Genomic DNA, 15,162 nt, shown 5'->3' on the forward strand with positions numbered 1-15,162 from the left:
GCTGCCCCTGCGCCGTCCCGCACCTTTCGTGCGGGCCAGCGAGTCACCTCCCGCCGACGCCATCGCCTTAACGCAATGGCCGGGTCAAGCCCGGCCATCCGTCATGATCGATGGCAAGCGCTTCAGGCGCTCTTCTTCTTGTCGCCCTTGTCGTCGCTGACGTCCTTGAAGTCGGCGTCGATGACGTCGTCCTTCTTCGGCTCCTCGGCAGCGGCGCCCTCGGGAGCGTTCGCTTCGGCCTGGCTGGCGGCATACATCGCCTCGCCAAGCTTCATCGACGCCTGCATCAGCTCGTTGGTGCGCGAGGAAATCGCCTCGACGTCCTCGCCGGTCAGCGCAGTCCTGAGGCCCTCGAGCGCGGTCTCGATCGCGCCCCTGTCGGCTTCCGAAACCTTGTCGCCATAATCCTTCAGCGACTTCTCGGTCGAGTGCACGAGGCTCTCGCCCTGGTTCTTGGCCTCGACCAGCTCACGACGCTTCTTGTCGTCGGCGGCGTTCGCCTCGGCATCCTTCACCATCTTCTGGATCTCGGCCTCGGAGAGGCCGCCAGACGCCTGGATACGGATCTGCTGTTCCTTGTTGGTGGCCTTGTCCTTCGCCGTCACCGAGACGATGCCGTTGGCGTCGATGTCGAAGGTCACCTCGATCTGCGGCATGCCGCGCGGAGCCGGCGGAATGCCCATCAGGTCGAACTGGCCGAGCATCTTGTTGTCGGCCGCCATCTCGCGCTCGCCCTGGAAGACCCGGATCGTCACCGCGCCCTGATTGTCCTCGGCGGTCGAGAAGACCTGGCTCTTCTTGGTCGGGATCGTGGTGTTGCGGTCGATCAGGCGGGTGAACACGCCACCCAGCGTCTCGATACCGAGCGACAGCGGGGTCACGTCGAGCAGCAGCACGTCCTTGACGTCGCCCTGCAGCACGCCGGCCTGGATCGCGGCGCCGATGGCGACGACCTCGTCAGGGTTGACGCCCTTGTGCGGCTCCTTGCCGAAGAACTGCTTCACCACCTCCTGGACCTTCGGCATGCGGGTCATGCCGCCGACCAGGACGACCTCGTCGATCTGGCCAGCCGACAGTCCGGCATCCTTGAGCGCCTTGCGGCAGGGCTCGATGGTGCGCTGGATCAGGTCGTCGACCAGGCTCTCGAACTTGGCGCGCGAAAGCTTGATGGCGAGGTGCTTGGGACCGGAGGCGTCCGCCGTGATGTAGGGCAGGTTGATCTCGGTCTGCGCAGTCGTCGAGAGCTCGATCTTGGCCTTCTCGGCAGCTTCCTTCAGGCGCTGCAGAGCGAGCTTGTCCTTCTTCAGGTCGATGCCCTGCTCGCGCTTGAACTCGTCCGCCAGGTACTCGACCAGGCGCATGTCGAAGTCCTCGCCGCCGAGGAAGGTGTCGCCATTGGTCGACTTCACCTCGAAGACGCCGTCGCCGATCTCGAGGACCGAGACGTCGAAGGTGCCGCCGCCGAGGTCGTAGACCGCGATGGTGCCGGCCTGCTTCTTGTCGAGGCCATAGGCGAGCGCGGCCGCAGTCGGCTCGTTGATGATGCGCAGCACCTCGAGGCCGGCGATGCGGCCGGCATCCTTGGTGGCCTGGCGCTGGGCGTCGTTGAAATAAGCCGGGACGGTGATGACCGCCTGGGTGACCGGCTGGCCGAGATAGGCCTCCGCGGTCTCCTTCATCTTCGTCAGCGTGAAGGCGGAGATCTGCGAGGGCGAGTAATCCTTGCCGTCGGCCTCGACCCAGGCGTCGCCGGACGGGGCCTTCTTGATCTTGTAGGGGACGAGATCGATGTCCTTCTTGGTCATCGGATCGTCGAAGGTACGCCCGATCAGGCGCTTGATGGCAAAAAAGGTGCGCTCCGGATTGGTCACCGCCTGGCGCTTCGCCGGCTGGCCGACCAGACGCTCGCCGTCATCCGTGATGGCGACGATGGACGGCGTGGTGCGGGCGCCTTCCGAATTCTCGATGACCTTGGGCGTCGACCCTTCCATCACTGCAACGCAGGAATTGGTCGTTCCGAGGTCGATACCGATGACTTTACCCATGGATGGGATCCCTTTCGATTTAGCAGATCGCCGGAAAGCCCGCGCACGAGGCGCCGTCCTCCGGCCCATGGCCCCGGATCGCCCCCACCTTCCGCGGCGAACGAACCCGGGATATCCACGTCTGGCGGCGAAGTGACGGAACGAGGCTTTGGCCCCGGCCCGGTTTCGGCCGCCGGTTAGAATAAAGATCGACCGGTCCTGCGTTTCAGCGCTCGCACGTCGGTGCTCGTGCCTGGCGCAATCCGGCCTCGATGGTCGACAAAACCACCGCTTGGCGGCGTATATAGGGAGGGTGACGCCCTGCTTGCAAGGCACGGAGCCGGATTAAGAATCGGCTTTGAGCGGTGTCCTGCACAGAATTCGCAGCGCTGACCATTCTGGATAAGTGTTGCCTTCATGCTCTTGCGCAGCAAGCCCGGCCAATTCATGCAAAAGAACCTTGCGCAACCGGAACCAGCCGTGACCACGACTCGCCGCCCGACCGCCCACCGTCTCGCCGCTGGCGCAGCGCTGGCTTGGCTTGGCCTTGTGGGCGTGGCTCTGGCGCAGCCGCTGCAATTGCCCGGCGCGCAGCCCTTCAACGCGCCCGGTGCCCAGCAGTCGGCGCCGGCCTCGATCAGCGGACCGGCAACGCCGCGCCCGCGTACCATGCCGGCGATCAGGATTCCCGGGGAAGACTCGATCCTCGGCAAGCCACTGCGCCGCAATGGCAGTTTCGGCGAAGCAACGCTGGAGAAGACCGGCAGTGGCTATGGCCTGAAATTGCGCGCCGAAGGCTTCCAGTCCAGCAACCTCACAGAGCCATGCGCGATCTCCTTCGGCGACGCGCCTGTGCCCGTGACCTCGCTCGGCAAACCGGCGGGACTGGCGCGCTACAAGCTCGAGGCCCCGGCCTGCCCGATCGTCTTCGACGTGCTGGAGGGCGCTTTCCTGGTGGTCGGGCCCGAGCAGCCCTGCGTGATCGAGGCTGCCGCCTGCCGCATCGATCCGCGCGGCGTCTGGGGGCCGGATGTGCGCACGCTTCCCGCCCGCGCCAAGGAGATCGACGGCGAGCGCAGCAAGGCCGAGACGGCTGTCCGAGAGGGCTTTCGCGCGCTCTCGGCCAAGGCCGACCTGCCGGAGCAGCGCTCTATCGCTCGCGAGCAGGCGGGTTTCTCCTCGGAGCGCGAGCAGATCTGCCGCGACTTCCAGCGCGAAGGCTCGCATGGATTCTGCGGAGCTCGCGTGACCGAGGCACGCGCCGCCTCGATCCGTTCTCGGCTCGGCCTGCCCGAACCGAAGCCCGAGACGGCCAAGCCGCGCCCGGCCACGGCGAGACGGGCGCCCCCGCCTATGGCGGCGCCCGCTCCGGCCACTCAGTAGATTTTACCTCAGGCCGCCTGACCACTCGCGACCTGCCCAGCCTCCCAGCCGAGGATGGCGCGCTTGCGCGTCAGTCCCCAATGGTAGCCGGTGAGCGCGCCCGACTTGCCGATCACGCGATGGCAGGGAACGACGAAGGAGATCGGGTTCTTGCCGACCGCCGCGCCGACCGCACGGGCCGCCGAGGGCTTGCCGATATGACCGGCGACGTCGCCATAGGTCGTGGCGCAGCCGACGGGGATGCGCAGCAGCGTCTCCCAGACGCGGACCTCGAAATCGGTGCCGATCAGCACGACGCGCAGCGGCGTCTGCGGCGACCAGCTGCCCGGCTCGAAGATGCGGCTGGCATAGGGCGCCGTCGCCTGCGGGTCGAAGCGGTAGTCCGCATGCGGCCAGCGCCGCATCATGTCGGCAAGCGCCTCGGCCCGGCCGCCGATCACCTTGCCGCCATCGAGGCTGTTCGAGACCCAGCCGAGGCCGGCGAGCCCGCGCTCGGTCACCACGATCAGCGCTTCGCCGAAGGGCGAGATGTGGAAGCCATAGGACAGCCGCAAGCCCTCGCCGCCGGCCTTCCACTCGCCCGGTGACATCGCCTCATGGGTGACGAAGAGGTCGTGCAGGCGGCCCGGCCCGGAGAGGCCGACCTCGAAACTGGTGTCGAGGATGCTGGCGGAGGAGGCCAGCAGGCCCTTGGCGTTGTCGAGCGTGATCGCCTGCAGGAAGGCCTTGGGCGTCAGCCCGCACCAGCGGCGGAACAGGTGGTGCACGTCCGTCGGGGTCGCACCGGCGGCATCGGCGATCGCCTCGATCGTCGGCTGCTGGCGCCAGTTGTTGGTGATGTAGGAGAGGATGCGACGCACCGTATCATAATCCGAGCCGGGCGCGGCCGACGGAAAATCGGCCTCCGAAGGCATGGCCTCAGTGGCGCGAGCGAGCACTGCATTGGAGACGGTGATCGGTTTCATTGCAGTTCGGAAGCTGGAGTGAGCGTTCATCTTTCTATCCTCGCGATCTCAATCTCATGCTCACGAAGCTAGTCATGTCAGCATGCGTCTCCCACCCGAAAGCTGACAAGCTCGTCTCCGCCAGCGATGGCGCGTAGAAGTTGGCGGATGACCAGTTCCGCCGATGCCATCGCCTCTCTCTATGAGCGTCATGCCACCGCCTATGACCAGCAGCGCGGCCGAAAGCTGACGGAGGCACGTTGGCTCGATCGCTTCCGGTCGCTGCCGCCCGCAAACCCGTCAGTTCTTGATATCGGCTGCGGCATGGGCGAGCCGATCGCCCGGCATCTGATCGAACGCGGCTGCGCGGTCACCGGCATCGATTCATCTGAGCCGCTGATCGCGCTCTGCCGCGAGCGCTTCCCGCGGCAGGTCTGGCAGGTCGCCGACATGCGCGCGCTCGCGCTCGGCCGACGCTTCGACGGGCTGATCGCCTGGGACAGTTTTTTCATCTGACGCCTGACGACCAACGCCGGATGTTCCCGCTCTTCCGCAACCATGCGAGCAATGGGGCGGCGCTGCTCTTCACCAGCGGTCCTAGTCATGGCGAGGCGGTCGGCAGCTTCGAGGGCGAGCCGCTTTATCATGCCAGCCTCGACCCGGCCGAATATCGCGCCCTGCTGCACGAGAACGGTTTCGCGGTCGTCGAGCACGTTGTCGAGGACCCCGATTGCGGCGGCCATACCGTCTGGCTGGCCCGGTTGCACTGAGTGCGACTCAGGCCGGTAGCGGCCCCGCCAGGAAGCGCAGCAGCTTCTCGCGGGTCAGGCGCTGGTTGTTGCGGTGCCATTCGTCGCTGGTGAAGAAGACCGGCGAGGTCTCGTCCCAGCCGCTGCAGCTATAGTCGGACTGCTCGGCGAAGAAGGCGACGAATTCCTCGCGCGAGCGCCATTCCGCTATCGCCTCGCCTGGATGATGACCGTCCAGGATGTCGCAAAGCTTGATGCCGGCTTGCGTGCGGATCAGGCCGTGGCCGCAGAAGTCGCGGTGGAACTCATGGATCAGGCCCTCGCCGGCAGGGCGTTCCATGACGCGATCCCAGACCTGACCGGCCAACGCCGGACCGAACAAGGCGCGATCGAGCTTGTCACGCAGGACGAGGCCATAGGCGCGCACCCTCGCCTCGCCGTCACTGATTTCAGCCACTGAGCCTGCGCGAGACTTGCGCAGCGTGGCCCGCAAGGTGGCGCCGAGTGTGATCAAAACCACCGCCCACGCAATCAGCGGGATGATCGTCGCGGCCATGCTCAGGCCGGTTCGAAATCCGGGCCGCGCTTCGCCTTGGCGAGCGCGGTGCCGAGCGCCTGCGCGAAACCTTCGCGCTCCTGTGGCGAGAGCGCGGACGCGACCACGGTTCGCTGGCCTCGCGCGACCAGCGAAAGCGCGAGCAGTCCGTAATCCTCGTCATCCTCACGCTCGAGCCTGGTCCAGGCGGGATTGGAGCGCCAGATCTTCTCGCGGCCGTGATGAGAGACCTTGCGCAGCAGCACTTCGAGCGGGGTCACAACGATGCGCTCGAAGGCCCGTGCGGCGTTGAAATTGACCTTGAAGGCGATGAACAGCGCGATAGCGTCGAGACCGAAGAAGCCGGCGACCGGCCAGGCGCCGAGCACCACGAAAGGAATCGAGGCTGCTACGCTGATCATGCAGACCAGGGTCATCACGATGCGGAAACCGTCCTGACCGAGCGAGCGATGCGGCGTGATCGTCGCGTCGAAGACCGGCCGCTCAGCCGCTTCGCCTCCACCCTTTGAATCGGGCTTGCCCAAGGTCATCCGCAGATTATAACGCCGCGATGCCCGTGCCGAACAGCCAAAAACGCCGCAGCCTGACGCCGACACGAAGCACGCTGCCGAAGCCGCGCAGCGCTGCCGATATCTACGAGATCTTCAGCCGTTTCCGGCAGGCGAGGCCCGAACCGAAGGGCGAGCTCGACTATGTCAACGCCTTCACGCTCCTAGTCGCCGTGGTGCTCTCGGCTCAGGCGACCGATGTCGGCGTCAACAAGGCGACCAAAAAACTGTTCGAGCTCGCCGACACGCCGCAAAAGATGCTCGCCCTCGGCGAGGACAAGGTGCGCGAGCTGATCAAGACGATCGGGCTCTACCGCAACAAGGCGAAGAACGTGATCGCGCTCAGCCAGAAGCTGATCTCGGAGTTCGGGGGCGAGGTCCCGATCGCGCGCGAAGCGTTGGAGAGCCTGCCAGGCGTCGGCCGCAAGACCGCAAATGTCGTGCTCAACATCGCCTTCGGCGAAATCACGCACGCGGTCGACACTCATGTCTTCCGCGTCGCCAACCGCCTGCGCATCGCGCCCGGCAAGAACGTGCTGCAGGTCGAGCTCGGGCTGGAAAAGGCGGTACCGGCCGAATTCGGCCGGCACGCGCATCACTGGCTGATCCTGCACGGACGCTACACCTGCAAGGCGCTGCGTCCGGCCTGCGAAGCTTGCGTCGTCGCCGATCTCTGCGATTCGCCCGACAAGCGGGTGATCTGATCTTACAGCCCTCATCCTGAGGAGGCCGCGTCAGCGGCCGTCTCGAAGGATGATCCAGCTGTCTCCTGAGCCTCCTGAAGCATCCTTCGAGACGCGCTCTGCGAGCGCTCCTCAGGATGAGGGCTATGGGCTTAATTTGCCCGGCTCACTCAGTTGATGGCGAGGCGGGCCTGCTTGATGATCCCGGCCCAGCGGCGCGATTCCGCTTCCATCATCGCCGCGAACTCCTCGGGCTTGTTGCCGATCGGCTCGGCGCCTTCGTTCTGCAGGCGCTCGCGGATGAGCTCGCTGTTGATGGCCTCGACCGTCGCCTGGCGCAGCTTGGCGGCGACGCCCTTCGGCGTGCCCCTGGGCACAACGAAGCCGTACCAGGCCGTCGCCTCGTAATCCGCCCAGCCACTCTCCGCCACGGACGGCACTTCCGGAAAGAGCTTGGCGCGCGCCTTGCCGGTCACCGCCAGCGCCTTGACCTTGCCGCCCTCGATCAGGCCGAGCACCGACGGCACCGTGGTGATCATGAAATCGCTGTTGCCGGCGAGCAGGTCGGTCAGCGCAGGCCCGGCGCCGCGATAGGGCACGTGCACGGCCTCGAACTGCGCAGTCTGCGCGAGCAGGATCGTCGCCAGATGGCTGGCGGAGCCGTTGCCGGCCGAGCCATAGGTCAGCTTGCCCGGGTTCTTCTGGGCGTGGCTGACGAGCTCGGCCAAGGTCTTGTGCGGCGAGTTCGGCGAGACCACCACGACGAGCGGCGCCGCCGAGATCAGTGTCAGCGGGTCGAAGGCGGCGAGCGGATCGACCCTGACATTCTTGAACAAATGCGGGTTGACCACCATCGGGCCCTGGTTGGCCATCAGCACGGTGTAGCCGTCCGGCGAGGCTGCCGCCGCCTGGGCGGTGGCGAGGTTGCCGCCGGCCGAGCCGTTGTTCTCGACCACCAGCGACTGGCCGAGCCGCTCGCCGACGCCCTGCGCGACGAGGCGCGCAATCGCGTCCGTGCCGCCGCCGGCGGCGTAGGGCACCAGCAGCTTCATCGGCCGGTCCGGGAAAGCGGCCTGGGCTTGCGCGAACTCAGGCAGGCAGGCGCTGGCCGCGGCGGCCGTCAGCAGGCTGCAGAGGTGGCGGCGCGTGATCGTCATGGGTCAGTTCTCCTCCCGTTTCCGCCCTCTCTGCAAGCGCGAGGATCGTGCTTGCGGGGACGATGACGTTTCCTTCGAAGATGCGGCGCGCGGTGCGCACCAGGCTCGCGCGCGTCACCTGACCGGCGGCGTCGAGCGAAAGGTCGACCTGGATGGCGCCGCTCGGGTGCTCGATCGTCACCAACGAGCCGGTCTCTGGACTGAGCATCTCGGCGGCGGCGCTGCCGGCGATGCGGCTCGCAGCGGCGACGCAAAGCGCCCCGGTGACCGCATGGCTGCGATGGCAGCGATCCGGCGTGAAATAGCGCGAGGTCAGGCTGCCGCCGCGGCGCGCAGGCGAAAGCACGCCGACCTTGGGAATGACGCGGCCGGTAACGTCGCCGAGGCCCATGCGCCGACCCGCTTCGCGGCGCAGCTGTTCCAGCCGCGCCAGCAGCGCGGTGTTGGCATCGAGCTCCGCCGGCGTCTCGTCGCCAGTGAGGCCAAGATCGGCGGCCCGCAGCAGCAGCATCGGCGTGGCGTAGTCGATCAGCGTCACCGGAACGCCGTCGATCTCCTCGCGAGCGAGGCCGGTCGGTAGCAATGCGCCGGTCTTCGAGCCGACGGCTTGAAGGAAGCCCAGCCTGATCGGAGCTGCCGTGCCGGCAACGCCGTCGATCGCGGTCAAGCCGTCATAAGCGACGACGCCGCCGGGCGTCTGCACGGCCGCCTCGATCAGCGCGCCGGTGTTGCGGTTGTGGATGCGTACGATCGTCTCGCCGTCGACTGCCAGCACCAGGCCGGCCTCGATGGCGAAGGGGCCGACGGCGGAGAGCATGTTGCCGCAATTCGGGCTGAGATCGACATGGGCGCGCTCGACCGCAACCTGGGCGAAGAGATAATCGACATCGGCATCCGGCCGGCTGGAGCGGCTGACGATCGCGACCTTGCTGGTCAGCGAATTGCCGCCGCCGAGCCCGTCGAGCTGAAGCAGATGCGGCGAGCCCATGGCGGCGAGCAGGACACGGTTCCGGGCCGCCGGATCGCTGGGCAAATCGCTTGCCAGGAAGAACGGGCCGCGCGAGGTGCCGCCGCGCATCAGCACGCAGGGGATGCGCAGGGCCTGGGCGTGCGGAAGCTGGAAGGGAGCGGACAAGGGCGTCACCCAAGGTTGGCGATGCCTCCTCTTCTCAAATCGGATAATCGCTGTGAAATGCAGAGATCGGCGCTATTAATGCGTCATGAGCATCAATTTCGAAGCCCTCGATCTGCGCGCCTTCATTTCGGTCGTCGAGCTCGGCGGCTTCCACCGCGCCGCCGAGGCACTCAACATGTCCCAGCCGGCGCTCAGCCGGCGCATCCAGCGGCTGGAAAGCGCGGTCGGCGCGGCCCTGCTGGAGCGGACGACGCGCCGGGTGGCGCTGACCATGGTCGGGCGCGAGATGCTGCCGCTGGTCCGGCGCATGCTCGACGAGTTCGACAGCTCGATCTTCGCGATGCGCGATCTCGGCGGCCGCCGCGCCGGGCAGATCGCACTCGCCTGCGTGCCGACCGCCGCCTTCTACTTCCTGCCCTCGGTGATCGCCCGCTTCCAGACGCAGTATCCCAACATCCGCTTCCGCATCCTCGACCTGTCGGCCAATGACGGGCTGGAAGCGGTGGCGCGCGGCGAGGTCGAGTTCGGTATCAACCTGATCGGTGGCTCCGATGCCGAGCTCAACTTCGAGCCGCTGATGGACGATCCGTTCGTACTCGCCTGCCGGCACGACCATGCGCTGGCGTCGAAATCAGCGCTGAACTGGGGCGATCTCGAAGGTCACCCGCTGGTCACCGTCAGCCGCAGCAGCGGCAATCGCGCCATCCTCGACGCGGCGCTGGTCAAGGTCGGAGTCCGGCTCGACTGGTCCTTCGAGGTGACGCACCTCTCGACCTCGCTCGGCCTGGTCGAGGCGGGCTTAGGCATCTCGGTGCTGCCGAAGCTGGCGACGCCGGGCGAGAACCATCCGATTATCGTGACGCGACCAATCCGCGATCCCGAGGTCTCACGCACCATCGGGGTGGTCAGGCGCCGCGGCGTCAAGCTGGCGCCGGCGGCGGAGCGCTTCCTGGAGATGCTGCTCGGAACCTGGCGCGGGCCGGTGCCGGGGTAAGCCTGCGCCGTCCTTCGGGGTGACGCAGGGCGGCGAGCCCGGAATCCATGAACACGACGCGCGCCGTCATTGCGAGCGTAGCGAAGCAATCCAGGAGGGCTCGCTCTACGTCTCCCTGGATTGCTTGGCCGGCTGAAGCCTCCTCGCAATGACGGTAGAGGTTCCGTGCCTATCCTCAGCCGAAGACCCAGAGCCCGGCGAGACCGGCCGAGCCGACGATGATCCGCCACCAGGCGAAGGGTGTGAAGCCGCGCTTCGAGACGAAATCCAGGAAGCTGCGCACCACGATCAGCGCCGAGATGAAGGCGGTGACGAAGCCGACGCCGATGAGCGCGATGTCGCTCCCAGCCAGCTCCTTGTAGTTCTTCATCAGGTCGTAGGCGAAGGCGCCGGCCATGGTCGGCATGGCCAGGAAGAAGGAGAACTCGGCCGCGGCCCGCTTGTCGGCGCCGAGCAGCATCGCGCCGACAATGGTCGAGCCGGAGCGCGAGACACCCGGCACCATGGCGAGGCACTGGATGAAACCGATCTTGAGATACATCGATAGCGGGAATTTCGTCGCGTCGTGATGCTTCACCTCGAGTTCGAGCTCGTCGACAACGAGCAGGACGAGGCCGCCGGCGATCAGCGTGCAGCAGATCAGAAATGGACTGTTGAACAGCACGCCCTTGATGAAGCCATGCGCCAATGCGCCGATCACTGCCGCCGGCAGAAAGGCGACGAGCACGCCGATGACGAAGCGCCGCGCGGAAGGGTCGGTCGGCAGGCGCAGCGCGATGTCGAGCAGGCGGCGAAAATAGACCAGCAGGATCGCCAGGATCGCACCGAGCTGAACCAGGATCTCGAAGGCCTTGCCCTTGGATTCGAAGCCGAGGAAATGCCCGAGCAGGAGCAGATGGCCGGTCGAGGACACCGGCAGGAATTCGGTCAGCCCCTCGACCACGCCGAGCACGGCTGCGACGATCAGGTCATGCATGCGAGGGATCCTTCCGAGCCTTGCGGGTGCGGCGCAACAAAAGCTTGGCGCGCGCGTTAATGCTATCGCGTACGGTCTTTGCAAATTGGTTACCAGATCGGCAAGGATTCCCGTGCAATCCGCCCCTTTTCCCGGCCCCGGGTTGTGAGGCTTAGCCGGCAGGCCTATACGAGGGCGCTCTATTGCGCCGCATCAGGCGCCTGCCTACCCCCGCCGAACCTCCCCTCTTTCCAGCAGTTCGATGGCCACGCTTCACCATTATCCGCTTTGCCCGCATTCGCGTTTCATCCGGCTCGCGCTCGGCGAGTTCGGCCTCGACGCCGCGCTGGTCGAGGAGCGCGTCTGGGAACGGCGGCGGGAATTCCTCGAGCTCAATCCGGCCGGAACGACCCCTGTCCTGCGCGAGGATAGCGGGCTCGTCATTCCGGGTCCCGGGCCGATCGCCGAATATCTCGACGAGACACGCGGACTGGCGCTGGGCGAGCGGCGCCTGCTGCCGGAGGGGCCGGGCGGGCGGATCGAAGTGCGCCGGCTGCTCGACTGGTTCAACATCAAGTTCAATGAGGAGATCACCGCTCCGCTCGTGCTGGAGAAGGTGATGAAGCGCTTCATGAACCGGGACGAGGGCGGCGGCCCGCCGGAAATGAGCGCGATCCGCGCGGCGCGCGGCAATGTGCGCTATCATCTGCGCTACATCGCCTGGCTGACGGCGAAACGGAACTGGCTCGCCGGCGACAATCTGAGCTATGCCGATCTCGCCGCGGCGGCGCATCTGTCTTGCGTCGACTATCTCGGCGATGTGCCCTGGGACGAGGATGAGGCCGCCCGCGCATGGTATGCGAGGATCAAGTCCAGACCGAGCTTCCGGCCGCTGCTGAGCGACCGGATTCCCGGAATGGCGCCCTCAGCCCATTACGACGACCTGGACTTCTGAGCGGCGACAAGCTCAAGGCCGCGATCGCCGCTCGCGCCAAGGCCGAGGGCTTTGTGGTCATGCGCGTCGCGCCCGTCGATGCGATTCCCGAAGCGCCGCAGCGCCTCGCCGGCTGGCTCGAGGCTGGCCATCACGGCGAGATGACCTGGCTGACCGAGCGCACGGCGGAGCGCGCCGACCCGGCGACCCTGTGGCCGGCCGCCCGTTCGGTCGTCATGCTCGGCATGAGCTATGCCGGTGAAGGCGACCCGCTCGCCATCCTGGAGCAGCGCGACCGCGGCGCGATCTCGCTTTATGCTCGCCGGCGCGATTATCACGACGTGATCAAGGGCAAGCTGAAGAGCGTCGCCGGCGTGCTCGCGGCGCGCGGCGAAGCCGAGGTCAAGGTCTTCGTCGACACCGCCCCGGTGATGGAAAAGCCTCTCGCTCAGGCCGCCGGCCTCGGTTGGCAGGGCAAGCAGACCGTACTGGTCTCGCGCCAGCATGGCGCCTGGCTTTTCCTCGGCGCGATCTACACCTCAGCCGAACTGCCGCCTGACGAGCCGGAGCGCGATCATTGCGGCTCGTGCACGCGCTGCCTCGACATCTGCCCGACCAAAGCCTTTCCGGCGCCCTACCAGCTCGATTCGCGGCGCTGCATCGCTTACCTCACGATCGAGCATCAGGGCCATATCGAGCCTGAATTCCGCGAGGGTATCGGAAATCGCATCTTCGGCTGCGACGACTGCCTCGCCGTCTGCCCCTGGAACAAGTTCGCCGAGGCTGCGCACGAGACGCGCCTGGCGCTGAAGGACGAGCTCGATGCGCTGCCGCTGGCGAAGCTCGCCGCGCTCGACGACGCCACGTTCCGCGCGCTCTTTGCCGGCACGCCGGTCAAGCGGACCGGCCGCGACCGCTTCACCCGCAATGTGCTGATCGCGATCGGCAACAGCGGCAACCCGGCACTGGCCGCCAGCGCCGAAGCTCTGCTCGACGATGCCTCGCCGCTGGTCAGGGCGATGGCGACCTGGGCGCTCGGGCGGCTTTCGCCTGCCCGCGCTGCTGAACTCGCACCGGCAAGGCTCGCGTGGGAAACCGACCCCGATGTCCGGGGCGAATGGGCCCGTCTCGATCCGAACGAACTGGAACCTGCATGAAGCTCGTCATCTTCGGCCTCGGCTACTCGGCCGGATTCTTTGCGCGCACCGCCCAGGCGAAGGGCTGGGATGTCACCGGCACGGTGCGCTCGGCCGAGAAGGCCGGTGAGCTCAGCCGGCAGGGGCTGCACACATTGGTCTTCGGCGGCTTCGCTGTATCGACCCCGCTCGCCAAAGTGCTAGCCGAGGCGGATGCGGTCCTCGTCTCGGCCCAGCCCGACGAGAGCGGCGACCCGGTGCTCGGCGCGCTCGCCGACAAGCTTGCGGCGGCCGAGAACCTGCGCTGGATCGGCTATCTCTCGACCATCGGCGTCTATGGCGACCATGGCGGCGCCTGGATCGACGAGAGCGCGCAATGCCGGCCGACCAGCCGGCGTTCGCGCCAGCGATTGGAGATCGAGCAGGACTGGCTCGCCTTCGGAGCGAAAAGCGGCAAGACGGTGCAGATCTTCCGCCTGTCGGGCATCTATGGCCCCGGCCGCAATGCGATCACCAAATTGCAGGCCGGCACCGCCAACCGCCTGATCAAGCCCGGCCAGGTCTTCAACCGCATCCATGTCGACGATATCGCCGGCGTGCTGATGGCTTCGCTCGAGAAGCCGCGTCCCGGCGCGGTCTACAACGTCACCGATGACGAGCCGGCGCCGCCGCAGGATGTCGTCAGCTTTGCGGCTGAGGTGGCCAGGCTGGAACCGCCGCCGGAAACACCGTTCGACCCGGCAAAACTCTCGCCGATGGCAGCAAGCTTCTATGGGGAGAACAAGCGGGTCTCGAATGCGCTGGTGAAGCGCGAACTCGGCTATGCTTTCCGTTATCCGGATTATCGGCAGGCGCTGCGCGACCTCGCTGAAGCGAGCGCGTGACCGCGAATCAGGCGGCGTAGCGGCCGGCGTCGCCGTCGAGATACTCGATATAGCGCCGGTCGATCGCGGTCACCGGCAGGATGACCAGCACATCGGTAGTGCCGAACTGCCTGTCGATCACGGCGCCGGAACCGAAGCGGGCGCCGACGCGCAGATAGCCCTTCACCAGCGGCGGCAGGCATTTCAGCGCGAGCTTGGCGTCGATCATGCCGGCTGGCAGGCGATCCATCGCGATCTGGCGCTCAGGCTGAGCCACGACCCGCCAATCGCCCTGGGCCGTGGCGTGGTGGTGGATGAAGCTCAATGGCAGCGCCAGCATGTCGGGGTCGACGCCGTCGAAGCTGGCGCAGCCGAACATCGCGTCGATGCGATGATGCCGGCAATAGGCCCAGATGCCGTGCCAGAGCAGCTCGACCGTCTTCTTGGTGCGGTAGGGCTTCAGCACGCAGGAGCGGCCGAGCTCGAGGAAGCGCAGATCAGGATGGCGCGCCAGGAGCGGTGCGATATCGAATTCGGATTGCGTGTAGAAGCCGCCGAGCTTCGCCACGGCCTGCTCGCGCATCAGCCGGTAGGTGCCGACCACCTTGGGCTTGATGCCGCCGAAACGGCCGCGCGCGGCATGGTCGATGACAAGGAGATGGTCGCAGACGGCGTCGAATCGGTCGGCGTCCCGCCGGAACATGCGCGAAACCACGTCGGGTTTGGCCGACATCTCCTGATAAAAGACTCGATAACGCAGGCGCTGCGCCCGCCAGATCTCGCGCGGGCCGCGGGCCAGCCTGACTTCGAGCGAGCCGGAGCGCCCGAGCGTGCCGGACAGGGCATCGGGACCGGGAAAACCGAAGCCGCCGAGCTGCTTGCCGGCAGCCAACAAGTTCGAGGGCGAGAAACGCTGCAACAGGGCCTGGCCGGCCAGCTTCTGCTTTGCCGGCTGACGAGCCCCCTGAAAAACGTCGCGCGTCATAGACGGTATGCCCTCTCCGGCCTCAGGTCGGCGCATGACAGCTCTGCGCCGACCGTCTTACGGGATCGCGACAAAACTACGTCAGTGCGATGACGAAGCCAACCGCCTGTAAAGCA

14 protein-coding genes and 1 pseudogene are annotated in these 15,162 nt (G+C 66.7%); 7 read left to right on the forward strand and 8 right to left on the reverse strand.

The features are described 5' to 3' along the window. Nucleotides 1-122: 122 nt before the first annotated feature. Nucleotides 123-2,045: a molecular chaperone DnaK gene (gene dnaK / locus ACSQ24_RS22310; protein WP_436096800.1), complete on the reverse strand. Its 1,923-nt coding sequence runs from the start codon at nt 2,043-2,045 to the stop codon at nt 123-125. A 459-nt stretch (nt 2,046-2,504) separates the two neighbouring features. On the opposite strand from dnaK, the gene ACSQ24_RS22315 reads away from it, so the two are divergent. Continuing rightward, nucleotides 2,505-3,407, forward strand: a complete 903-nt coding sequence (locus tag ACSQ24_RS22315) for a hypothetical protein (RefSeq protein ID WP_436096801.1) — start codon at nt 2,505-2,507, stop codon at nt 3,405-3,407. An 8-nt stretch (nt 3,408-3,415) separates the two neighbouring features. Here the strand turns inward: ACSQ24_RS22315 and ACSQ24_RS22320 are convergent, their stop codons facing one another. Continuing rightward, entirely contained in the window at nt 3,416-4,321 is a 906-nt protein-coding gene (locus tag ACSQ24_RS22320) for a methylated-DNA--[protein]-cysteine S-methyltransferase (protein WP_436097948.1), read from the reverse strand. Between the two features lie 198 nt (nt 4,322-4,519). Here ACSQ24_RS22320 and ACSQ24_RS22325 point away from each other — a divergent pair. Continuing rightward, a pseudogene (locus tag ACSQ24_RS22325) lies at nt 4,520-5,121 on the forward strand (class I SAM-dependent DNA methyltransferase). Nucleotides 5,122-5,128: 7 nt separating this feature from the next. Here ACSQ24_RS22325 and ACSQ24_RS22330 read toward each other — a convergent pair. Continuing rightward, entirely contained in the window at nt 5,129-5,656 is a 528-nt protein-coding gene (locus tag ACSQ24_RS22330; RefSeq protein ID WP_436096802.1) for a hypothetical protein, read from the reverse strand. Between the two features lie 2 nt (nt 5,657-5,658). Then, complete coding sequence (locus ACSQ24_RS22335) at nt 5,659-6,186, reverse strand: DUF2244 domain-containing protein (protein ID WP_436096803.1); 528 nt, start codon at nt 6,184-6,186, stop codon at nt 5,659-5,661. Between the two features lie 20 nt (nt 6,187-6,206). On the opposite strand from ACSQ24_RS22335, the gene nth reads away from it, so the two are divergent. Continuing rightward, a complete protein-coding gene (nth, locus tag ACSQ24_RS22340; protein ID WP_436096804.1) occupies nt 6,207-6,908 on the forward strand; it encodes an endonuclease III in 702 nt (233 codons plus the stop codon). A gap of 149 nt (nt 6,909-7,057) precedes the next feature. On the opposite strand, the gene ACSQ24_RS22345 is transcribed toward nth, so the two are convergent. Next, nucleotides 7,058-8,044 carry a Bug family tripartite tricarboxylate transporter substrate binding protein gene (locus ACSQ24_RS22345; RefSeq protein WP_436096805.1) on the reverse strand — a complete coding sequence of 329 codons (987 nt, stop codon included), beginning with the start codon at nt 8,042-8,044 and terminating at the stop codon, nt 7,058-7,060. Then, nucleotides 7,977-9,179 (reverse strand): 4-oxalomesaconate tautomerase, encoded by a 1,203-nt coding sequence (locus ACSQ24_RS22350; RefSeq protein ID WP_436096806.1) that lies wholly within the window; start codon nt 9,177-9,179, stop codon nt 7,977-7,979. Before ACSQ24_RS22350 ends, ACSQ24_RS22345 begins: the two co-directional genes overlap by 68 nt. A gap of 85 nt (nt 9,180-9,264) precedes the next feature. Between ACSQ24_RS22350 and ACSQ24_RS22355 the strand changes: the two genes are divergently transcribed. Further along, nucleotides 9,265-10,173, forward strand: a complete 909-nt coding sequence (locus tag ACSQ24_RS22355; RefSeq protein ID WP_436096807.1) for a LysR substrate-binding domain-containing protein — start codon at nt 9,265-9,267, stop codon at nt 10,171-10,173. A 175-nt stretch (nt 10,174-10,348) separates the two neighbouring features. Here the strand turns inward: ACSQ24_RS22355 and ACSQ24_RS22360 are convergent, their stop codons facing one another. Continuing rightward, complete coding sequence (locus ACSQ24_RS22360) at nt 10,349-11,149, reverse strand: undecaprenyl-diphosphate phosphatase (RefSeq protein ID WP_436096808.1); 801 nt, start codon at nt 11,147-11,149, stop codon at nt 10,349-10,351. A gap of 241 nt (nt 11,150-11,390) precedes the next feature. On the opposite strand from ACSQ24_RS22360, the gene ACSQ24_RS22365 reads away from it, so the two are divergent. The 3 genes from ACSQ24_RS22365 to ACSQ24_RS22375 are packed head-to-tail and all read left to right on the forward strand — an operon-like array spanning nt 11,391 to nt 14,082. Next, on the forward strand, nt 11,391-12,083 hold the full coding sequence (locus tag ACSQ24_RS22365; RefSeq protein WP_436096809.1) for a glutathione S-transferase family protein: 693 nt from the start codon (nt 11,391-11,393) through the stop codon (nt 12,081-12,083). Beyond that, nucleotides 11,981-13,219, forward strand: coding sequence for a tRNA epoxyqueuosine(34) reductase QueG (queG, locus tag ACSQ24_RS22370; protein WP_436096810.1), 1,239 nt, complete (start codon nt 11,981-11,983; stop codon nt 13,217-13,219). The genes ACSQ24_RS22365 and queG overlap by 103 nt, the downstream gene beginning before the upstream one ends. Continuing rightward, entirely contained in the window at nt 13,216-14,082 is an 867-nt protein-coding gene (locus tag ACSQ24_RS22375) for an SDR family oxidoreductase (protein ID WP_436096811.1), read from the forward strand. Before queG ends, ACSQ24_RS22375 begins: the two co-directional genes overlap by 4 nt. A 7-nt stretch (nt 14,083-14,089) precedes the next feature. On the opposite strand, the gene ACSQ24_RS22380 is transcribed toward ACSQ24_RS22375, so the two are convergent. After that, entirely contained in the window at nt 14,090-15,046 is a 957-nt protein-coding gene (locus ACSQ24_RS22380) for a GNAT family N-acetyltransferase (protein WP_436096812.1), read from the reverse strand. Between the last annotated feature and the right edge of the window lie 116 nt (nt 15,047-15,162).

It is taken from the genome of Allobosea sp. LjRoot237 (assembly GCF_964253285.1).
Classification (GTDB): domain Bacteria; phylum Pseudomonadota; class Alphaproteobacteria; order Rhizobiales; family Beijerinckiaceae; genus Allobosea.